Genomic DNA, 18,477 nt, shown 5'->3' with positions numbered 1-18,477 from the left:
AATAAACATGAACAAGAAGACCTTAGCTTTTTCAATTCTCGGCATCGCTGCGCTGATCTTGTTTCCGGTGATTGTGCATAATCCGTATTACATGCACCTTGCCGAAACGATTTTAATTTACGCGATTTTATTGTTTGGTCTGGACATCGTTGTCGGTTACACCGGCCAGGTGTCGCTCGGACATGCGGGTTTGTTCGGAATAGGCTCATACACCACTGGCGTGTTGTATTTCAAACTGGGTATGCCGATTTTGTTGGCGTTGCCTGCCAGTATCGCTGTCACTGCAGTGTTTGGCGCGGTGTTGGCCTTGCCTGCGCTGCGCGTCACGGGACCTTACCTGGCGATGGTGACATTGGCATTCGGTACCATTATCCAGATTCTGATTAACGAAATGACGTTCCTGACAGAAGGCCCGATGGGGATTAAAGTCGCGAAGCCAATTCTGTTCGGTCAGAAACTTGGTGAAGTCGGCAACTTCTATCTGGTTGCCGGCATGATGGTATTGGCGATGATTGTCGTGCATCGTATTTTGCGTTCGCATCTTGGCCGTGCTTTTCAGGCCTTGCGTGACAGCCCGATTGCCTCTGACTGTATGGGTGTTTCCGTGTACCGCTACAAGGTATATGCCTTCGTGATCAGCGCGGCGCTGGCTGGACTGGCGGGTAGTTTGTATGCCTATTCGGAAGAGTACATTTCGCCGAACACGTATAACTTCGAGCTGACAATTTTGTTCTTGCTCGCGGTGATTATGGGTGGCCGTAAATCGCGTATCGGCTCTTTGCTGGGTGCCTTCATCGTGGTGATGTTGCCATCCCTGTTGGCTGATATTGAGCTGTTCCGCAAGATCGCCACAGTCGCTGCTGTGATTGCTGTGGCAGCAGGTGGATTTACCTTGATCAAGCAGCGCAAAACAGTGCGTGAACTGGCGGTGCCTGTCGTGGCAACGGTCGCGATGGCATTGTTCTCCTACAAGCTGGAAAGCATTACGGACTGGCGTCTGACCATCTTTGGGCTGATGACTTTGTTCGTGGTGTATTACCTGCAGGATGGCATTGTTGGCTTTGTTAATGCACTGGCAGGCAAGGGGCCAAAGCACCTGCTCGCCAAGTCCACAGCGTTTGCAGCCAATGATGACACTGCTATCGTTAAAGCCGACGCTGGTCGCGTGGGTATTTTGTTAAGTGCTCGCCAGTTGCTGATGCAGTTTGGTGGTTTGAAAGCCTTGAATCAGGTGGATTTGCAAATTGCCAAAGGCACCGTTCATGGTTTGATCGGTCCAAACGGTTCTGGTAAAAGTACCATGATGAATGTCCTGACAGGCATTTATAAGCCAACAGATGGCGTGGTGGAGTTCAGTGGCCGCGTTATTTCTGGTACAACGCCATCCGCGATTGCTCTCGGCGGTGTGGCACGTACTTTCCAGAACGTGCAATTGTTCGGTGAAATGACTGCAACCGAGAACGTGCTGGTGGGGTTGCACAATACTTTCCGTAGCAATGTCTTTGACGTGATGATACACAGCCCGCGCTATCTGCGTGAAGAGCGCGAAGCGCGTGCCCGTGCGGCAAGTATCCTGAACTTTGTCGGCCTGGCAGATCTGGCCAATGAAGAAGCACGTAATTTGCCTTACGGTAAGCAGCGTTTGCTCGAAATCGGTCGCGCATTGGGATTGAATCCGCAATTGCTGTTGCTGGATGAACCAGCGGCGGGTCTGACCGCTCCGGATATCAAAGAGTTAATCGCGATCATCCGTAAAATCCGTGAACATGGCATCACTATTATTCTGATTGAGCATCATATGGACGTGGTGATGTCGATTTGCGATACGGTGACTGTGCTCGATTTTGGTCAGAAGATTGCCGAAGGCAAACCGGCTGAGGTGCAGGCTGATCCGAAAGTGATCGAAGCCTATCTGGGTGGTAGTGTCAGTGATGAACTTGGTGCAGCAACTGCAACCGCCTAAGGAGACAAATCATGTTATCTATTTCAAATTTGCACGCTGCGTATGGCAAGGTCGAAGTGTTGCACGGAATTTCCTTAGATGTTCCTAAAGGCAAAGTGGTGACGTTGATTGGTTCTAACGGCGCTGGAAAAACCACGACAATGCGTGCGATTTCCGGCATGTTAAAACCTAAAGAAGGCAAAGTCACGCTGGCAGGGCAGGATGTAACGGGCATGGATTCGCATCGGATTGCACGCGCTGGTCTGGCACACTCGCCAGAAGGCCGTCGCGTATTTGCCACCATGTCGGTGACGGATAATCTGCTACTGGGCGCGTTTCCACGTTTCACTCGCTCGCGTCCGCGTGGCGATATTGAGAATGACCTGCAAAAGGCGATGGAACTGTTTCCTCGTCTGAAAGAGCGGCGACATCAACTGGCGGGGACTTTGTCCGGCGGTGAGCAGCAGATGCTGGCGATGGCGCGCGCTGTGATGCTCAATCCTGACGTCGTGCTGCTGGATGAGCCTTCGATGGGACTGGCGCCGATTCTGGTAGACGAGGTGTTCCGTATCATTCAGCGACTCAAGCAAGAAGGTACGACGATGTTGCTGGTGGAGCAGTTTGCTGCCGCAGCGTTGGCGGTCGCTGATTATGGTTACGTGCTGGAAAATGGCCGCATCTCAGTGCATGGTCCGGCAGCGAGCCTGCAAAATGACCCGGCGGTGAAGGCAGCCTATCTTGGTGGTGGCGCACATCACTGAGATAGACAGATACTCCCCCCATAAATTGATAAAAACAGGCCGACATCAATATAAAATAAGGCGTGTTTTTATATACTGAGGGGAGTATATTTTGGCCGTGGGAAGCAAAAAAAGGGCATGTATGCGAAATACATGCCCTTTTTGTTATGTTCCAGGGTGAGATGGCGTTGCTGGATTTAGTTCAGATGACGCAAGGGGTGGGCATGCTCTGGCCAGACCTGGCTGAAAAAACCTGCAACTTGTTCACTTGTCACTTCTGCCAGCGAGGTGGGTGACCATTGTGGTGTGTTGTCTTTATCCACAACCAGCGCACGCACGCCTTCCAGCACTTCGCCATGACGGAAGCAATGTCGCACCATATTGCGTTCCATACGCAAATCATCTGCGACAGACAACGTCGCACCGCGACGTAATTGTTCCAGCGTGACACACATCATCAACGGAGAACGTTTTTGCATCATTGCCAGGGTTTGCTGCCCAAAGGCATTGCTGTCGTTTTCCAGACGGCGGGCAATCTCTTGCACCTGATTGCCACTGAAGTGCTGGTCAATCACGTTGCGTTGCGCTGCCAGTTTGCTGTCCGCAGGCGCAGCCTGATCTGCAAATGTCGCTGCAAATGTGCGGATCGTATGGCGGATATCGGTGCGATTGGTGCTATCGGTGGTTTCCAGCAGTTGCATCAGGGCGGGTAACTCTGCTGTCGGAATAAACACGTCGGCCAGACCAGCATACAGCGCATCGGCTGCCCCGATGATTTCACCCGTCAGCCCCAGATAAGTGCCAATTTGTCCTGGCGTGCGCGACAGAAAATAGCCGCCGCCGACGTCAGGGAATAAACCGATATTCACCTCCGGCATCGCCATCTTGGTACGCTCAGTCACAATGCGCAGACCACAATCCGAACCAGCCTGGGCAATACCCATCCCACCGCCCATGACGACGCCATTCATCAGTGCAATATACGGCTTCGGATAAAAATGAATGACATGATTCAGCGCATATTCTTCAGTGAAAAAATCTTCCAGCAAAGCACTGTCGCCTGTCGGGGTTGCTGTACCTACATCGTAGAAAAAACGAATATCACCACCGGCGCAAAATGCTTTTTCACTGCTGCTGTAAATGAAGACAGCATTCACTTCGTCATTGTCTCGCCATTGCAACAGACTTTCAGTGATTGTACGTACCATGTCCAGCGATAAGGAGTTCAGTGCCTTCGGGCGATCCAGCATGATAAAGCCGATTTTGTTCCGGATAGAGGTGTGTACGTATTCGCTCATGAAAAATACCGTTGAGTAGTGTAGAGACAGACATTCTAACGTTGACGATCATCCTCGTCACGCGATTGCAGAGATCGCAAAAAAGGACGCAATATTGCGTCCTTTTTAAGTCTTCCCTAACCGCAGAAATTATGAGGCAGAGGCCGGATCAGGAATGTGCTTGATGGCATCATGCTGATGGTCCTGAATTTTATCTTTGTGTTTGATCACCTGACGATCAAGTTTGTCGATCAGGGTATCAATGGCAGAATACAGATCATGCGACAGACTTTCTACGTGGATATCTTTACCGCTGATGTGCAGGTTAATGTCCGCTTTATGTCGTTTTTCTTTCTCCCGGAGCTTATCGACCGTCAGAATAACGGCAATATCAATGACTTGGTCGAAGTGGCGCCGGATGCGTTCCAGCTTGGTATGTACATATTCACGAATTGCAGGAGTAACTTCGACGTGATGTCCACTGATGGTGAGATTCATACTGTGCTCCTATGGTGATGTTACTTGCTATAACGATGCGCTCATTTCATCGGAATTATTTTGAGCTAAATCATATATAGCAATTCAAACCGTGATTACAAGGACTACTTACAAAGATTTTCGCAAACTGACTGGTGGTATTTTGAGGGCTTCACGGTATTTGGCAACTGTCCTTCGGGCAATTACCATGCCCTGTTCACCCAGCATGTCTGCAATTTTACTGTCAGAGAGTGGGCTTTTCTGGTCTTCTGCTCCTATCAACTGCTTGATGAGTGCACGTATCGCGGTGGAAGATGCTTCGCCTCCTGTTTCCGTCGCGACATGGCTGCCGAAAAAATACTTCAACTCAAACATCCCATGCGGCGTCAGCATGTATTTCTGAGTCGTTACGCGAGAAATAGTGCTCTCGTGTAATCCTAGTGTATCAGCTATTTCGCGCAAAACAAGGGGGCGCATGGCAACAGCACCGTGAGTAAAAAAGTTGCGTTGTCTTTCCACTATCGCTTGTGCAACGCGCAAAATAGTATCAAAACGTTGCCGCATATTTTTGATCAGCCAGCGTGCCTCCTGCAATTGCGAACCCATGCCGGTTTCACCACGATTTTGTTTCATGATGTTGGCGTACATGCTGCTGACGCGCAGCTTTGGCATGACATCCTGATTCAGTAACACTTGCCAGCCATTGCCTGATTTTTTGACGATGACATCGGGTACGACGAAATCGGAATCCGTTTCTGCAAATACAGCACCAGGACGTGGTTTGCATTGGCGTATCACGGTCTGGGCCTCGCGCAAATCTTCGTCATCGCAATCGAGAAGTTTTTTTAGTTTGTTGAAATCCCGCTGGGCGAAAAGAGTGAGTTGTGTTTCTACAATCTGCAATGCCAGGCGACGCGTGACAAAGGCGATTTTGGGCATGCGTTTGATCTGCAATGCCAGACATTCCGCAGGTGTACGGGCACCGACACCCGGTGGATCAAAACTTTGCAGCATGGACAGTGCAAACGAGAGTTCTTCCAGTTCGACACCAAGTTCCAGCGGCAAACTGGCATGAATTTCTTCCAGCGTTTCGATCAGATAACCGTTGTCATCTATTGCATCGATAATCAGTTCAAGCAGCGCCCGATCACGTGGCTCGCGCAGATTCAGTCGCATCTGCTCCTGTAAATGCTCATGCAGTGTCGTGTGAGCAGATTCCAGTTGTGAACGGCCTTCGTCTTCTTCAGATGAATGCCCGCCCTGAGGCACGTCATCAAAGCTCCAGTCGTTATCGCTGGCACTGACGGCATCATTGATCGGGGCCGTATCGGCATCGCCACCAGCATCACTTGCAGCAGGCGCGTGCTCGTCTGTATTGCCTGTTGTTTGCATGCCAGCATCGGCATTCGTATTGTTGCTGGAAATGGCGCCATCTGCCAGCAGGCGTACGGCGTTGTCGAGTGGATCGTCGACACGTTCAAGCAAAGGATTCTCTACCAGAAGAGTTTCCAGTTCCTGATGAAGCTCCAGCGTCGACAATTGCAGTAATCGGATGGATTGCTGCAATTGTGGCGTCAGTGCCAGATGTTGTGAGGTACGTAGTTGCAGGCTTTGTTTCATGATGATTCCCGTCACATGCGGAAATGCTCTCCCAGATAGACCCGACGCACTGACTCATTTTGAATAATGTCATCTGGCTTACCGCTGGCCAGCACTGCGCCTTGATTGATGATGTAAGCGTGATCGCAGATTCCCAGCGTTTCACGCACATTGTGGTCAGTGATCAGCACACCTATACGACGTTCTTTGAGAAACCCCACGATACGTTGAATCTCAATCACGGCAATCGGATCGACGCCGGCAAACGGTTCATCCAGCAACACAAAACGTGGATTGGTTGCCAGTGCGCGGGCAATTTCCACGCGGCGACGTTCGCCTCCGGAAAGTGACAACGCCTGATTTTCACGAATTTTTTCGATTTGTAAATCAGCCAGCAAATTATTCAGACGCTGGTCGATTTCTCGACTATTTAAAAATTTTCCTTGCTCGTCTTTTTGCAATTCCAGTACCGCACGAATGTTATCTTCGACAGATAATTTCCGGAATACCGATGCTTCTTGCGGCAAATATGATAATCCCAGCGTGGCGCGCTGGTGGATCGGCAGGTGAGAAATATCCGTGCCATTGATGAGTATCTCGCCGGCATCGGAAGGAACCAGCCCGACGATCATATAAAACGAGGTGGTTTTACCGGCACCATTGGGACCCAGCAGGCCAACGACTTCTCCGCTCTTTACTTGCAGCGATACATCGCGCACCACTTGCCTCGCACCATAGCGTTTTTGCAGGCCTTGAATGATCAGGGTACTGTCGTTCACAGTCATCTCAGTTCACCTGTTTTTCTGGCTTTGGTTGCAATGTCAGCTTGATACGACCACCGCCCGGAATTTGTTGACCGCTGCTGGAGTTAGTGCCGATGAAGACATCGTTTTTACTGTCATAAGATAAAAATTCACCTTCCTGTTCCTGGGTGACTTTTTTTCCTTCCAGATATTTGACACGGGCTCTGGTGATGAATTTGACCAGCTCAGTTTTTTCATCGTATTCAGCACGTTCTGCTTCACCTTCTATCCATAAGTCCGGCCCGCCATCGCGTTTCTGACGAAAGGTAATAGTGGCACCTGGTTTGCCGTAGAGCGTTGCGTGCTGATGGCCGTCAGCGGCTTCGGTGACGACAGCACGCTCGGCTTTGACGATCAATGTACCGCGTGTCAGCTTGACATCGCCTGTCAGGGTGACGATATTTTTTTTACCATCACTGATAGAGTGTTCTGCTTCAATATTGGTTTCTTTGAGGCTGTCAGCTCTTTCGGCGTGGGCACTGCCGAACAGCAAAACACTGCTGGCGAGTATGCTCAGCAGTTGCCGGTATCGTTGACCAGCTTGTTTGTCTGCAACAGAGAGGGAGATATTCTGCAAGCGCATGGTGTGCTCTTTCTATTCTCTGGAATGTTGTGGGATGAGCGCTTTGCCAGATTTTTTCAGGCGTACGCGTACTTTGCTCATCAGTTGCATTTGTTGTGTGGCGTTATTCGCCAGCATACCTATCGCATTGGTTTCTGCATTGGCGGTGAGAATATTGACTGCCTTATCTGTCTTGATGATGTCGTCATCCGGCAATAGCATCAGATAGTCTGTCTGTAACTGCAAATAATGGGAATTCGGGCTTTCAGGGCGCTCCATGCTGACGTTGTCATATAAATGCACGACGTCATGTTCACGTTGTGGTGTGATCTCAGCGTTTTTTTCTTCTATGACAGCCTTGTCAGCACGAATGTGAACAGGCGTTTTTTCTTCATCAAAACTATTGATGCGTGGTTGCAGAATTTCAAAGCTGTCGGATTTCGGCAGATGAATCAGTCTGTCACCGGTGATGTGATAGTTGGGATTGTTGCTATTGGACAGGCGGATAAAGTTAAATTTTTCCACATAATAATCCGGCTCACTGCGCACCGAGGATTTATTCTGTTCGTCTTCACCCGAGCGGCGTAATACTTCCATCATCCAGAAACTGCCGAGCGCCACCACAGCCAGCAAAACAACGCCTAGCCAGATGCGGAAACGATCTGCAGTCAAGAGTGGTTTCATGATAAAAATTCTGCCAGAGCCTGATCGTATTTCCCCTGTGCCTGCAAGATAAAATCACAGACTTCGCGCGCTGCGCCTTTGCCGCCAGATTGGGTTGTCACATAATGAACCCGCTGACGTACTTCGAGATGGCCATTGGGCACACTGGCAGCAAATCCGACGCGTGTCAGCACCGGTAAATCGATCACATCATCACCGATGAAGCCACAGGCCTGCGCGGGAATTGATAAACGATTGATCAATTCCAGAAAAGCATTTTTTTTATCATGAATGCCCTGACAGATATGCGTGATGCCCAGATCTGTGGCGCGCTTTGTCACGATAGCGGAATTGCGTGCACTGATGATGGCCGTTTCCACACCATGCTGTTGTAATAGCTTGATGCCCTGACCATCCAGCACATTGAATGTTTTCAATGCTTCGCCTTCCGGCCCGAATTGCAGGCTGCCGTCAGTCAGGATACCGTCAACATCAAAAATCATCAGCCGGACTTGCGCCGCTCGTTGTTGTGCAGTCATCATCAGATTACCTTGGCACGCGTCAGGTCATGAATATGCAGAGCGCCAACCAGTTTTCCGCTGTCGTCAGCGACCAGTAACTGATTAATGCGATGGGTTTCCATCACTTCTACCGCCTCTACAGCGAGTTGCTCCGCACGTATGCTGCGCGGATTTTTGTGCATGACGTCGGCGATGCTGATTTGTGTGAAATCACGGACACTCTCCATCAGGCGGCGTAAATCACCATCAGTGAACACGCCGATGATGTGTTGTTGTTCATCGACTACGGCAGTCATTGCCATACCTTTTTTGGTGATTTCCAGTAAGGCGTTGACTAATGTGGTGTCCGGCGTTACTTGAGGGATGGCGTCACCAGTACGCATGACATCACGCACGTGTGTCAGTAAGCGGCGTCCAAGCGCCCCACCGGGATGTGACCGCGCAAAGTCTTCTTCCCTGAAGCCACGCGCATCCAGCACCGCGACTGCCAGCGCATCGCCCATCGCCAGCGTTGTGGTTGTGCTGGCCGTCGGTGCCAGGTTTAAAGGACATGCTTCTTTGCTAACGTAGACGTTCAGATGGACGTCGGCCAGTTTACCCAGACTCGACTGAGGATTGCCGGTGATCGCAATCAGTTTGACACCCAGTCGTTTGATAATGGGCAGGATGGACATCAATTCAGATGCTTCGCCAGAATACGATATCGCAATCAATACATCTTGCGGCGTCACCATGCCGAGATCACCGTGGGCAGCTTCTGCCGGATGAATAAAGAAGGACGGTGTGCCAGTGGATGCGAATGTGGCTGAGATTTTACGGGCAATATGACCGGATTTCCCGATGCCAGAAACAACGACTCTGCCGTTGCAACTCAGCAACAACCTGACGGCATCCGTAAAAGTTGCAGCATCGCCGTTGCTCAGGCGCTGCTGCAAAGCAAGCAGTGCATCTGCTTCAATTTGTAATGTGTTCCGCGCAAGCTGAAGCGCGCGCTCAGCGGCTATCTGCGCTGTCTTCTCGGAAGCATTGCCGGAATTAGTGGTTTCATTCAGTTCATTCATGGCAGAAGTATAAACGAAATTCTTAAAGCAAAAACTCTGCCAGTTGTAACGTAATGAATAATGTTTGCCGTAATTCATTATTTAGATGCGATAAATCGGCAATAATGTTAAAAATATGTTCATGGTAGCAACACGCATGACGCCTGTGGTCTCCGCTATCGCCAATGACTTTACCTGTGCTGAGCCTGCATCGCATCGGTCGGGTACTGGTGTGCGACCTGCGTGTATCAATCCGCGTGCATCGACTATGGCTTTCCTGTGAAACGCGCTATCAGTGTGCAAGTGGTATGCTCACCAGGAACCTGTACAACCTTGAATGAGGCTGACTGACTTTGTCAGATCGCTTCCATATGCTTGACCGTCCATCCATTTTTATTTGAGTACGACCCGTATGAATGCACTTGATATCACCCTGTCGTTGCTCGGCGCCGCTGTTTTAGGTGTTGTGGCGTTTCGTATGATGCAATTACCGCCAATGCTGGGCTATCTGGTGGTCGGCATTCTGGTTGGCCCTTACGGATTCGGCGTGGTTCAGGAAAGCCACGTCACCAGCGAACTGGCAGAATTTGGTGTTGTGTTCTTGATGTTTTCTATTGGCCTTGAATTTTCTCTGGCCAAACTCATGTCCATGCGCAAAGCAGTATTTGGCCTTGGTATGGCGCAGGTGCTGGTGACGATTCTGGCCAGTATGATCACTGGCTGGCTCGCGAGTCGTTGGCTGCCGCATTATTTTCATATCAGTTGGGAAGCCGGATTTGCACTGGGCGGTGCACTTGCCATGTCGTCCACGGCGATTGTGTCGAAAATGCTGACGGAGCGCGTAGAGCTGGAAAGCCTGCATGGTCGTCAGATTATCAGTATCTTGTTGTTTCAGGATTTGGCGGTTGTTCCCTTACTGATTCTGGTGCCGGCATTGGCCTCGCATTCACCGGATTTATTGCAGACTCTCGCGTTTGCCAGCGGCAAGGCGGTATTGGTGCTGGTGTTGCTGCTGGTGGTGGGGCAGAAGCTGATGCGCACCTGGTTCAGTATCGTGGTCAAACGACGTTCGCAAGAGCTGTTCATGCTCAATCTGCTGCTGATTACGTTGGGGGCCGCGTGGTTGACTGAAAAAGCGGGTCTGTCGATGGCGCTCGGCGCGTTCGTGGCTGGTATGTTGATTTCAGAAACCGAATACCGGCATCAGGTGGAAGAAGACATCAAGCCATTTCGTGATGTATTGCTGGGGCTGTTCTTTATTACGGTCGGCATGTTACTGAATGTGCGTCTGGTGATCGATAACATCTGGCTGGTATTGCTGTTACTGAGTTTGCCAGTATTGCTGAAGTTGGTTCTGATTGGTGCATTGGCACGTATTTTTGGCAATTCGACCAGCGTTGCATTGCGCACGGGGCTAGGGTTGGCGCAGGCAGGCGAATTTGGATTTGTGCTATTGAACCAGGCCGGTGGATTGCAATTGGTTGATCCCTTGTTGTTGCAACTGATTCTGGCTTCTATGGTGTTATCGATGCTGGCATCGCCTTTCATCCTGGCAAAATCGGACGCGATCGTGATGAAATTCTCCTCGAACGAATGGATGATGCAATCACTGGCGCTCACGCAAATTGCTGCGCGTACCATGACTACCAAAAAACACGTCATCATCGCCGGTTTTGGTCGCAGTGGGCAAAGTCTGGCCAGATTGCTGGCAGAGGAAAACATTGATTATCATGCACTCGATCTTGATCCTGATCGTGTCCGTGATGCGCAGACCGCAGGAGCCAATGTGTCTTATGGAGATGCGGCGCGACGTGAGAGTTTGCTTGCTGCCGGTATTAACCGGGCTGCTGCGTTGGTTGTGACATACACCAGCACCGCATCGGCACTGAAAGTGCTGCATTTTGTCAATGAACTCAATCCCAGTTTGCCCGTGATTGTGCGTAGTCATGATGACGTGGATCTGGACAAACTGCGCGCGGCCGGTGCGACCGAAGTGGTACCGGAATTAATGGAAGGTAGTCTGATGCTTGCTTCGCATGCGCTGGTGATGCTGGGCATTCCTTTGCGTCGCGTCGTACATCGCGTTCAGGCAGCACGCGATGCTCGTTATGAATCCCTGCGTGGCTTTTTTCACGGTGCCAGTGACGTGGCTGATAGCCCGGAAAGTATGCAGATTCGTTTGCATACGGTTGTTTTGAGTGAACGAGCCAAATCACTGAAGCAAGCGCTTGCCAGTCTGCAATTGGAGGAACTGGGCGTGGATGTGCACGCTGTACGGCGCGGTAAAGCCCGGCTCGATCATTCTGCTGAAATTCTATTGCAGGCTGGCGATGTGGTCGTTATCCGCGGCACATCTGAAGCTGTCGCGAGGGCAGAGCAGCGGCTGTTAAAATAGCAGGTTAATTTTTATTTGAATCTTTCAACATGCTGAATCCATCTGATTACATTAAACAACACATCCGCACCGTACCGGACTGGCCGCAACAGGGAGTGATGTTTCGAGACATTACGCCCTTATTGCAAAATCCCAAGGTGTTTCGTGTTCTGATCGACATGTTCGTTCATCGCTATATGGATCAGAAAATCGACGTGATTGCGGGTCTGGACGCGCGCGGCTTCATTATCGGTTCGGTGCTGGCGTATGAGCTGAATCTGGGTTTTGTGCCGATTCGTAAAAAAGGCAAACTGCCGTTTCATACCGTGTCTGAAGAATATGAACTTGAATATGGTAGCGCGACTGTCGAGTTGCATTCTGACGCTTGCAAACAGGGTGACCGCGTCGTCCTGATCGATGATCTGATTGCGACTGGTGGCACCATGATGGCAGGTAAGAAATTGTTAGAACGGCTCGGTGCTATTGTGGTCGAAGGTGCCGTGATCGTTGATTTACCTGAGCTGGGCGGTTCTCAGTTGATTAAAGAAAGTGGCTTGCCGCTGTTTACCGTGTGTAATTTCGACGGACATTAAGCGTTTCTTTTCGTCTTATTTCGTTCCGCTGATCGCTAAAAAAAACTGATGCCATTCATTTTGTGACTGCATCAGTTTTTTATGGACGGGATGATTTCTGCACATTCTACGTAAAACAGCATCCGCGGCTGAATATTGGCCTGAATATACTGGAGGGAGTATATTTTAAGCCCCTTATATTTATTCAGACAATCGCACTTATTTTCAATATACTCCCTCCTATTTTGTATTTTAAGGATAAAACGGCGAGAGACTGAGGGTATCGACTGCATGTTGCCTGACACGCCACGAAGGCGTTGACGTGCGCAAAAATGCCGAAGCTGCGTTATACTTCGGGTCTTCCAAGGAGCGCTGCGACAAGATCTTGCTATCTTGCCAGGCTTGGAATCCACACAACTGCGCTCACGTTACTTTTTTCAACTGAAAGGAGGGCGTGATGAACGCCACAATCTCTACCGCTACATCTTCTGCATCCCAGGATTTTTTCGTTGCTGACCTGAGTCTCGCTGACTGGGGCCGTAAAGAAATTCGTATCGCCGAAACTGAAATGCCTGGTCTGATGGCCATCCGTGAAGAATTTGCTGCCAGTCAACCTTTGAAGGGCGCGCGTATTACGGGTTCACTGCACATGACCATTCAGACAGCTGTGTTGATCGAAACATTGACTGCGCTGGGCGCTGACGTACGCTGGGCTTCCTGCAATATCTACTCGACACAGGATCACGCTGCTGCCGCAATCGCTGCTGGCGGCACACCAGTGTTTGCATTCAAAGGTGAAAATCTGGATGAATACTGGGATTTCACACACCGTATTTTTGAATGGAAAGATGGTGGCTTCTCTAACATGATTCTCGACGATGGTGGTGATGCCACATTGTTGTTGCATCTGGGTACTCGTGCAGAAACAGATATTTCCGTGTTGAATAATCCAGGTTCAGAAGAAGAAATCTGCTTGTTTAACGCAATCAAATCTCATCTGAAAGCAGAACCAGACTGGTATTCCAAACGTCTGGCTGCGATCAAAGGCGTGACGGAAGAAACGACGACAGGTGTGCATCGTTTGTATCAAATGCATAAAGAAGGCAAACTCGCGTTCCCTGCGATTAACGTCAATGATTCCGTGACTAAATCCAAGTTTGATAATCTGTACGGCTGCCGCGAGTCTTTGGTTGACGGCATCAAACGTGCGACGGACGTCATGATTGCCGGTAAGGTCGCCGTGATTGCTGGTTATGGTGATGTCGGCAAAGGTTCCGCTCAGGCGATGCGCGCACTGTCTGCTCAGGTCTGGGTAACAGAGATTGATCCTATCTGCGCATTGCAGGCAGCAATGGAAGGCTATCGTGTTGTAACGATGGAATATGCGGCTGAACACGGCGATATTTTTGTGACGACAACCGGTAATTACCATGTCATCAGCCACGCACATATGCTGAAGATGAAAGACCAGGCGATTGTTTGCAACATTGGTCACTTCGATAATGAAATCGATGTCGCCGCACTGAAGCAATACACGTGGGAAAACATCAAACCGCAAGTGGATCACGTGATTTTCCCTGACGGCAAACGTATTATCTTGCTGGCTGAAGGCCGTTTGGTGAATCTGGGCTGCGGCACTGGTCATCCATCGTATGTGATGAGTTCTTCGTTTGCGAACCAGACGATTGCGCAAATTGAATTGTTCCTGCATACAGACAAATATCCGGTTGGCGTGTACACCCTGCCTAAGCATCTGGATGAAAAAGTCGCACGTTTGCAATTGAAAAAACTCAATGCGCAACTGAGTGAACTGACAGAAGAACAGGCTGCCTATATCGGCGTGAAAAAAGAAGGCCCCTACAAGCCAGAACATTATCGTTATTAATCGTGTGCTCTCTGCGTCGCGTGGCTCAGAGAGACTTTTTATATACATGGAACTGACGTAAAGCCGCCCAGCAAGGCTCGGTGACGAAAGCAGTACTGGCTCGTATGACAGAAGCCATAACGTCACCGGGGTGATTTTGCGTCAGTCCTGATAAAGACAGGAGTGCTCATGGCTCTGCTCGCAACATGGTTAGTCAATGCGCTTGCATTGTTGGCGATTCCCTATCTGATGCATTCAGTATCGATTGATAGTTTTGGAACCGCGTTGGTTGTGGCGCTGGTATTAGGATTGGTCAATACGATTCTGAGACCTGTGTTGGTGTTACTGACTTTACCGGCGACTGTGATCACGATGGGATTATTCATTTTTGTGATCAATGGTCTGCTGTTCTGGAGCGTCGCAAATATGGTGGATGGTTTTCATGTTGCCGGATTCTGGTCAGCTGTTGGTGGTGCTTTGCTGTATAGCGTGATCTCCTGGACACTCTCGACTTTACTATTGCAAAAATGATGAAGACGCATAATTTCAGCATAGAATTTTTCCCGCCGAAAACGGCGGAAGGCGCAGAGAAACTGCGTGCGACGAGAGCGAAGCTGGCAGAGCTTCGCCCTAAATATTTTTCTGTGACGTTCGGTGCCGGTGGTACTACACAACAAGGTACGCTTGATACCGTCGTCGAAATTCGTCAGGAAGGTCATGATGCTGCGCCGCACTTGTCTTGCGTTGGTGGCACGCGTGAATCGATTCGCGACATTCTGCGTCAGTATCAGTCGCACGACATCCGTCGGCTGGTCGCCTTGCGTGGCGATCTGCCCAGTGGTTATGGTATGGGCGGTGAATTCCGCTATGCGAATGATCTGGTGGAATTTATCCGCGCTGAAACAGGTGACTGGTTTCATATTGAAGTCGCGGCTTATCCTGAAATGCATCCGCAGGCACGATCTCCGCAAGACGATCTGCAAAATTTTGTCCGCAAAATGCAGTCCGGTGCCAATGCCGCGATTACACAATATTTTTACAATGCAGATGCCTACTTCCGCTTTGTTGATGATGCCCGCAAGGCTGGTGTGACAGCGCCGATAGTGGCAGGTGTGATGCCGATCACTAACAGCAGTCAGCTATTACGTTTTTCAGAAATGTGTGGTGCAGAAATACCACGCTGGATACGCTTGAAACTCAGTAGCTTTGGCGACGACAGCGCATCCATCAAAGCCTTTGGGCTTGATGTGGTGACTGAAATGTGTGAACGCCTGTTAGCGGGCGGCGCGCCGGGATTACATTTTTACTCGCTGAATCAGGCCGTGGCGACAACGGCGATCTGGCAGCGATTAGTCTGATCGACACCGCACCAAAAAGCGCTCATCAGTCAGACTGCATGAGCGCTTTTTTATTGTGAGCTGCATAAACTCAACTCAGACCCAGCCATAATCCCATTGGGACGAAAACAAGCGCAGATGCATTGCCTAACAACACAATCGACGCAACTTTATCTGGCTCTTGTTGATACTGCTCTGCGACCATAAAGCAGAAAACTGCGGGAGGCAGCGCGGCAAACAGATACATCTGACCGCGTTGTGTCGCCGTCAGTGGCAACACATGTTCAAGCAATGCTGCCATGAGCAGACCAGCAAGAGGGCAAGTGATTGCACCTGCCAGACCTATGCGCCAACTGGAAAAATTAATATCCAGCATGCGCACGCCCAGCGCAAACAGCATAATCGGAATACAGGCTTCTCCCGTCATTTTCAATGCCATGAATACCGTAGGCTGAAGTGGGAGATGAAAAATCGCGAATAGCATGCCAGCAGCCATTGCCAACATCATCGGACTCAACAGAAACCGCCATGGGGAATCCTGATGGTCAGGATGTCCATGTTGGATGATGCGTATGCCCAGCGTGAAATACACCAGATTGCATGCCATAAATAAGGCGACGGCCGCCGATAGTCCAGTCGTTCCAAATGCCAATGCCGCGAGTGGAAGCCCCATGTTTCCGCAGTTGTTATACATCATTGGTGGAATAAAACTGCGCACATCAAAGCCACAAAGACGTGCCACCGGCCATGCGATCAGCCCCGAACCGGCTGCGATCAGCGTTCCTGCGAGTATCAGCCAGCCATTATGTACAACGTCAAAGTCTTTGCCAGCCAGTGCAGTGAAAATCAACAAGGGACAAAGCACATCCATGCTGATACGGTTGACGGACACCATATCACTGGCCGCCGCTGCCCCTTTGTAACGCGCATAGGCATAGCCCAGCCCGATGATAATAAAGACGGGGAGAATAATCCCTATAATACGTTCAATCATGATGAATACGCCTGATGCTCGTTGACCACGCTGTGTGGCACAAGGTATTGATGTACCTGACGTAAATGAGCGGATACTGCAATGGGCGAAGAGTTGTCTGAGAGGCTATTGTAGCCGCAGAATTCCAGACTGATGAAAAGTGGTTTTTTGAGTATTGGCTTTTTTTGCCATATCACACATTCCCGCATTTTGAAAACCTTGGGTAATTTTGCGGTAATTTGTTTTGATTCATGTCAAGAATTGCACTGGTTTTTTGAGCTAGAATGATCTGTTGCATTTAAAACCACCTCGCTCCGGGAGCAAAATTGGCAATCGAACTCTATAACGACGGCAAACACGTCTGCGTGATGTTTAACGATCTGGTGAAAGATGCCGGAGATCATGCGGTACAGGCTAATCAGTTTCTGATTGTCTCTGATGGTGAGGGGGCATTGATTGATCCTTCGGGACATCTGACATATAACTCGCTGGTACTGGCAATGCATAAATATTTGCCGAAGCAGCAGCTCAAATATTTGTTTGCCTCACATCAGGATCCTGACATTATCGGCGCGCTGGATAAGTGGTTGTTCAGCACTAATTGCCAGTTGTATGTGTCTAAACTCTGGTCGCGTTTTGTTCCTCATTTTTGTAATCTGAATCGTGCCGATGGCCGTATTCTGGGGATTCCAGATGAGGGAATGCCAGTGCATTTGCCTGATACGATAATTTATGCGATTCCTGCTCATTTCCTGCATGCTGAAGGCAATTTTCAGTTTTATGATGGTAAATCTAAAATACTGTTTTCCGGCGATATGGGCGCATCCATGGTGGATGCAGAAGAAATTCACCAGCCAATCACCAGCAAAGAAGAGTTTTTGAAAGAATTGCCGAGCATGATGGGCTTTCATAAGCGCTACATGGTATCGAACAAGGTTTGCCGTTATTGGGCCAACATGGTCAGGCAGATGGATGTGGCGATGATGGTGCCGCAGCATGGTCGCTATTTTGTCGGCAAGGAAGCGATTCATGCGTTTCTGGACTGGATAGAAAATCTGCAATGTGGCATTGATCTGTTTACGCAGGAACACTATCGTTTCCGGGGCTGATCTTTTACAGCATGTTGTGTCATGCGATGCGTGGTGGAGGCCGGTCGTTTGCGCGTGGGTGGAGCAAGTTAAGCGTAACTCATTCGATATAGTTTGTTATATGCCGGTAATTCAGGCGGTTTTTGCCGATTTTAGTATGGCGTAATCGAGTGGTAGTGCGGTGGTGTTCTTGATGACCTCCATCACAAAACTGGAACTGACATCCTGCAAATCTGCCACCTTCAGCAATTTTTTATAGACCAGATCAAACCCTGCCATATCCGGTACATGGACTTTGAGCAGGTAATCAATATCGCCACTCATTCTGAAAATTTCTACGATTTCAGGAATGCTGGTGGCACCGGCAATGAATTGCTGCATCCATTTTTCATTATGTCTGGCCGCTTTGAGCGCAACCATGACAGTCAATCCCAGATTCAGCTTCACCGGATCACATAGCGTAACCTGCGCGCGTATGACGCCATCTTCCTGCAATTTTTGCACACGCCTCCAGCAGGGTGTGACGGATAAATTCACCGCCTGCGCCAGATCTGCCAGCGGCATAGAGGCATCTTTTTGCAATAGATGAAGAATATCAAGATCTTTTTTATCCATTTTTTTTAATATGTAGAAAATTTTTCTTAA

19 protein-coding genes and 1 riboswitch are annotated in these 18,477 nt (G+C 49.6%); of the genes, 9 read left to right on the top strand and 10 right to left on the bottom strand.

Annotated features, from left to right (window positions below; translation table 11 throughout):
• Positions 1–7 precede the first annotated feature (7 nt).
• The gene (locus tag ACO0LB_RS10730) at positions 8–1,963 is read left to right on the top strand and encodes an ABC transporter permease subunit (protein WP_423049095.1); all 1,956 of its coding nucleotides are present in this window, start codon (positions 8–10) and stop codon (positions 1,961–1,963) included.
• Between the two features lie 11 nt (positions 1,964–1,974).
• A complete protein-coding gene (locus ACO0LB_RS10725) occupies positions 1,975–2,703 on the top strand; it encodes an ABC transporter ATP-binding protein (RefSeq protein WP_423049094.1) in 729 nt (242 codons plus the stop codon).
• A gap of 176 nt (positions 2,704–2,879) precedes the next feature.
• Here the strand turns inward: ACO0LB_RS10725 and ACO0LB_RS10720 are convergent, their stop codons facing one another.
• The 8 genes from ACO0LB_RS10720 to ACO0LB_RS10685 all read right to left on the bottom strand — a co-directional run bounded on the left by ACO0LB_RS10720 (position 2,880) and on the right by ACO0LB_RS10685 (position 9,645).
• Positions 2,880–3,980, bottom strand: a complete 1,101-nt coding sequence (locus ACO0LB_RS10720; RefSeq protein ID WP_423049093.1) for an enoyl-CoA hydratase/isomerase family protein — start codon at positions 3,978–3,980, stop codon at positions 2,880–2,882.
• Positions 3,981–4,109: 129 nt separating this feature from the next.
• Complete coding sequence (hpf, locus tag ACO0LB_RS10715; RefSeq protein WP_423049092.1) at positions 4,110–4,457, bottom strand: ribosome hibernation-promoting factor, HPF/YfiA family; 348 nt, start codon at positions 4,455–4,457, stop codon at positions 4,110–4,112.
• 108 nt (positions 4,458–4,565) lie between these two features.
• The gene (locus tag ACO0LB_RS10710) at positions 4,566–6,056 is read right to left on the bottom strand and encodes an RNA polymerase factor sigma-54 (protein ID WP_423049091.1); all 1,491 of its coding nucleotides are present in this window, start codon (positions 6,054–6,056) and stop codon (positions 4,566–4,568) included.
• Between the two features lie 11 nt (positions 6,057–6,067).
• On the bottom strand, positions 6,068–6,820 hold the full coding sequence (gene lptB / locus ACO0LB_RS10705) for an LPS export ABC transporter ATP-binding protein (protein ID WP_423049090.1): 753 nt from the start codon (positions 6,818–6,820) through the stop codon (positions 6,068–6,070).
• 1 nt (position 6,821) lies between these two features.
• Positions 6,822–7,421 (bottom strand): lipopolysaccharide transport periplasmic protein LptA, encoded by a 600-nt coding sequence (gene lptA / locus ACO0LB_RS10700; protein ID WP_423049089.1) that lies wholly within the window; start codon positions 7,419–7,421, stop codon positions 6,822–6,824.
• Positions 7,422–7,433: 12 nt separating this feature from the next.
• Entirely contained in the window at positions 7,434–8,084 is a 651-nt protein-coding gene (lptC, locus tag ACO0LB_RS10695; protein ID WP_423049088.1) for an LPS export ABC transporter periplasmic protein LptC, read from the bottom strand.
• Positions 8,081–8,605 (bottom strand): KdsC family phosphatase, encoded by a 525-nt coding sequence (locus tag ACO0LB_RS10690; protein ID WP_423049087.1) that lies wholly within the window; start codon positions 8,603–8,605, stop codon positions 8,081–8,083. Before ACO0LB_RS10690 ends, lptC begins: the two co-directional genes overlap by 4 nt.
• Positions 8,605–9,645: a KpsF/GutQ family sugar-phosphate isomerase gene (locus ACO0LB_RS10685; RefSeq protein WP_423049140.1), complete on the bottom strand. Its 1,041-nt coding sequence runs from the start codon at positions 9,643–9,645 to the stop codon at positions 8,605–8,607. The genes ACO0LB_RS10690 and ACO0LB_RS10685 overlap by 1 nt, the downstream gene beginning before the upstream one ends.
• 115 nt (positions 9,646–9,760) lie before the next feature.
• Here ACO0LB_RS10685 and ACO0LB_RS10680 point away from each other — a divergent pair, with 115 nt between their 5' ends.
• The 6 genes from ACO0LB_RS10680 (at position 9,761) to metF (ending at position 15,792) form a co-directional block, all read left to right on the top strand.
• Entirely contained in the window at positions 9,761–9,907 is a 147-nt protein-coding gene (locus tag ACO0LB_RS10680) for a hypothetical protein (RefSeq protein WP_423049086.1), read from the top strand.
• A 129-nt stretch (positions 9,908–10,036) separates the two neighbouring features.
• Positions 10,037–12,019 carry a monovalent cation:proton antiporter-2 (CPA2) family protein gene (locus ACO0LB_RS10675; RefSeq protein WP_423049085.1) on the top strand — a complete coding sequence of 661 codons (1,983 nt, stop codon included), beginning with the start codon at positions 10,037–10,039 and terminating at the stop codon, positions 12,017–12,019.
• A gap of 29 nt (positions 12,020–12,048) precedes the next feature.
• Positions 12,049–12,591 carry an adenine phosphoribosyltransferase gene (locus ACO0LB_RS10670; RefSeq protein WP_423049084.1) on the top strand — a complete coding sequence of 181 codons (543 nt, stop codon included), beginning with the start codon at positions 12,049–12,051 and terminating at the stop codon, positions 12,589–12,591.
• A 337-nt stretch (positions 12,592–12,928) separates the two neighbouring features.
• Positions 12,929–13,002, top strand: a riboswitch (S-adenosyl-L-homocysteine riboswitch).
• Positions 13,003–13,027: 25 nt separating this feature from the next.
• Complete coding sequence (ahcY, locus tag ACO0LB_RS10665) at positions 13,028–14,455, top strand: adenosylhomocysteinase (RefSeq protein WP_423049083.1); 1,428 nt, start codon at positions 13,028–13,030, stop codon at positions 14,453–14,455.
• A 168-nt stretch (positions 14,456–14,623) separates the two neighbouring features.
• A complete protein-coding gene (locus tag ACO0LB_RS10660) occupies positions 14,624–14,965 on the top strand; it encodes a phage holin family protein (protein WP_423049082.1) in 342 nt (113 codons plus the stop codon).
• Positions 14,965–15,792, top strand: coding sequence for a methylenetetrahydrofolate reductase [NAD(P)H] (gene metF, locus ACO0LB_RS10655; RefSeq protein WP_423049139.1), 828 nt, complete (start codon positions 14,965–14,967; stop codon positions 15,790–15,792). The genes ACO0LB_RS10660 and metF overlap by 1 nt, the downstream gene beginning before the upstream one ends.
• A gap of 70 nt (positions 15,793–15,862) precedes the next feature.
• Here the strand turns inward: metF and ACO0LB_RS10650 are convergent, their stop codons facing one another.
• A complete protein-coding gene (locus ACO0LB_RS10650; protein ID WP_423049081.1) occupies positions 15,863–16,765 on the bottom strand; it encodes an AEC family transporter in 903 nt (300 codons plus the stop codon).
• Positions 16,766–17,070: 305 nt separating this feature from the next.
• Here ACO0LB_RS10650 and ACO0LB_RS10645 point away from each other — a divergent pair, with 305 nt between their 5' ends.
• Complete coding sequence (locus ACO0LB_RS10645) at positions 17,071–17,853, top strand: MBL fold metallo-hydrolase (protein WP_423049080.1); 783 nt, start codon at positions 17,071–17,073, stop codon at positions 17,851–17,853.
• 111 nt (positions 17,854–17,964) lie between these two features.
• Here the strand turns inward: ACO0LB_RS10645 and ACO0LB_RS10640 are convergent, their stop codons facing one another.
• A complete protein-coding gene (locus ACO0LB_RS10640) occupies positions 17,965–18,447 on the bottom strand; it encodes an Lrp/AsnC family transcriptional regulator (protein ID WP_423049079.1) in 483 nt (160 codons plus the stop codon).
• Positions 18,448–18,477 lie beyond the last annotated feature (30 nt).

The sequence above is a fragment of the Undibacterium sp. SXout7W genome, from assembly GCF_049339385.1.
GTDB lineage: Bacteria > Pseudomonadota > Gammaproteobacteria > Burkholderiales > Burkholderiaceae_D > Undibacterium.
The sequence above is the reverse complement of the archived record's forward strand: the minus strand, read 5'-3'. Positions and strand labels throughout refer to the sequence as shown.

Excerpts from the sequence above, each read along its gene's own strand:
- ACO0LB_RS10730 (WP_423049095.1), top strand. The coding sequence starts at position 8 with ATGAACAAGAAGACCTTAGCTTTTTCAATTCTCGGCATCGCTGCGCTG.
- ACO0LB_RS10725 (WP_423049094.1), top strand. The coding sequence starts at position 1,975 with ATGTTATCTATTTCAAATTTGCACGCTGCGTATGGCAAGGTCGAAGTG.
- ACO0LB_RS10720 (WP_423049093.1), bottom strand. The coding sequence starts at position 3,980 with ATGAGCGAATACGTACACACCTCTATCCGGAACAAAATCGGCTTTATC.
- hpf (WP_423049092.1), bottom strand. The coding sequence starts at position 4,457 with ATGAATCTCACCATCAGTGGACATCACGTCGAAGTTACTCCTGCAATT.
- ACO0LB_RS10710 (WP_423049091.1), bottom strand. The coding sequence starts at position 6,056 with ATGAAACAAAGCCTGCAACTACGTACCTCACAACATCTGGCACTGACG.
- lptB (WP_423049090.1), bottom strand. The coding sequence starts at position 6,820 with ATGACTGTGAACGACAGTACCCTGATCATTCAAGGCCTGCAAAAACGC.
- lptA (WP_423049089.1), bottom strand. The coding sequence starts at position 7,421 with ATGCGCTTGCAGAATATCTCCCTCTCTGTTGCAGACAAACAAGCTGGT.
- lptC (WP_423049088.1), bottom strand. The coding sequence starts at position 8,084 with ATGAAACCACTCTTGACTGCAGATCGTTTCCGCATCTGGCTAGGCGTT.
- ACO0LB_RS10690 (WP_423049087.1), bottom strand. The coding sequence starts at position 8,605 with ATGATGACTGCACAACAACGAGCGGCGCAAGTCCGGCTGATGATTTTT.
- ACO0LB_RS10685 (WP_423049140.1), bottom strand. The coding sequence starts at position 9,645 with ATGAATGAACTGAATGAAACCACTAATTCCGGCAATGCTTCCGAGAAG.
- ACO0LB_RS10680 (WP_423049086.1), top strand. The coding sequence starts at position 9,761 with ATGTTCATGGTAGCAACACGCATGACGCCTGTGGTCTCCGCTATCGCC.
- ACO0LB_RS10675 (WP_423049085.1), top strand. The coding sequence starts at position 10,037 with ATGAATGCACTTGATATCACCCTGTCGTTGCTCGGCGCCGCTGTTTTA.
- ACO0LB_RS10670 (WP_423049084.1), top strand. The coding sequence starts at position 12,049 with ATGCTGAATCCATCTGATTACATTAAACAACACATCCGCACCGTACCG.
- ahcY (WP_423049083.1), top strand. The coding sequence starts at position 13,028 with ATGAACGCCACAATCTCTACCGCTACATCTTCTGCATCCCAGGATTTT.
- ACO0LB_RS10660 (WP_423049082.1), top strand. The coding sequence starts at position 14,624 with ATGGCTCTGCTCGCAACATGGTTAGTCAATGCGCTTGCATTGTTGGCG.
- metF (WP_423049139.1), top strand. The coding sequence starts at position 14,965 with ATGAAGACGCATAATTTCAGCATAGAATTTTTCCCGCCGAAAACGGCG.
- ACO0LB_RS10650 (WP_423049081.1), bottom strand. The coding sequence starts at position 16,765 with ATGATTGAACGTATTATAGGGATTATTCTCCCCGTCTTTATTATCATC.
- ACO0LB_RS10640 (WP_423049079.1), bottom strand. The coding sequence starts at position 18,447 with ATGGATAAAAAAGATCTTGATATTCTTCATCTATTGCAAAAAGATGCC.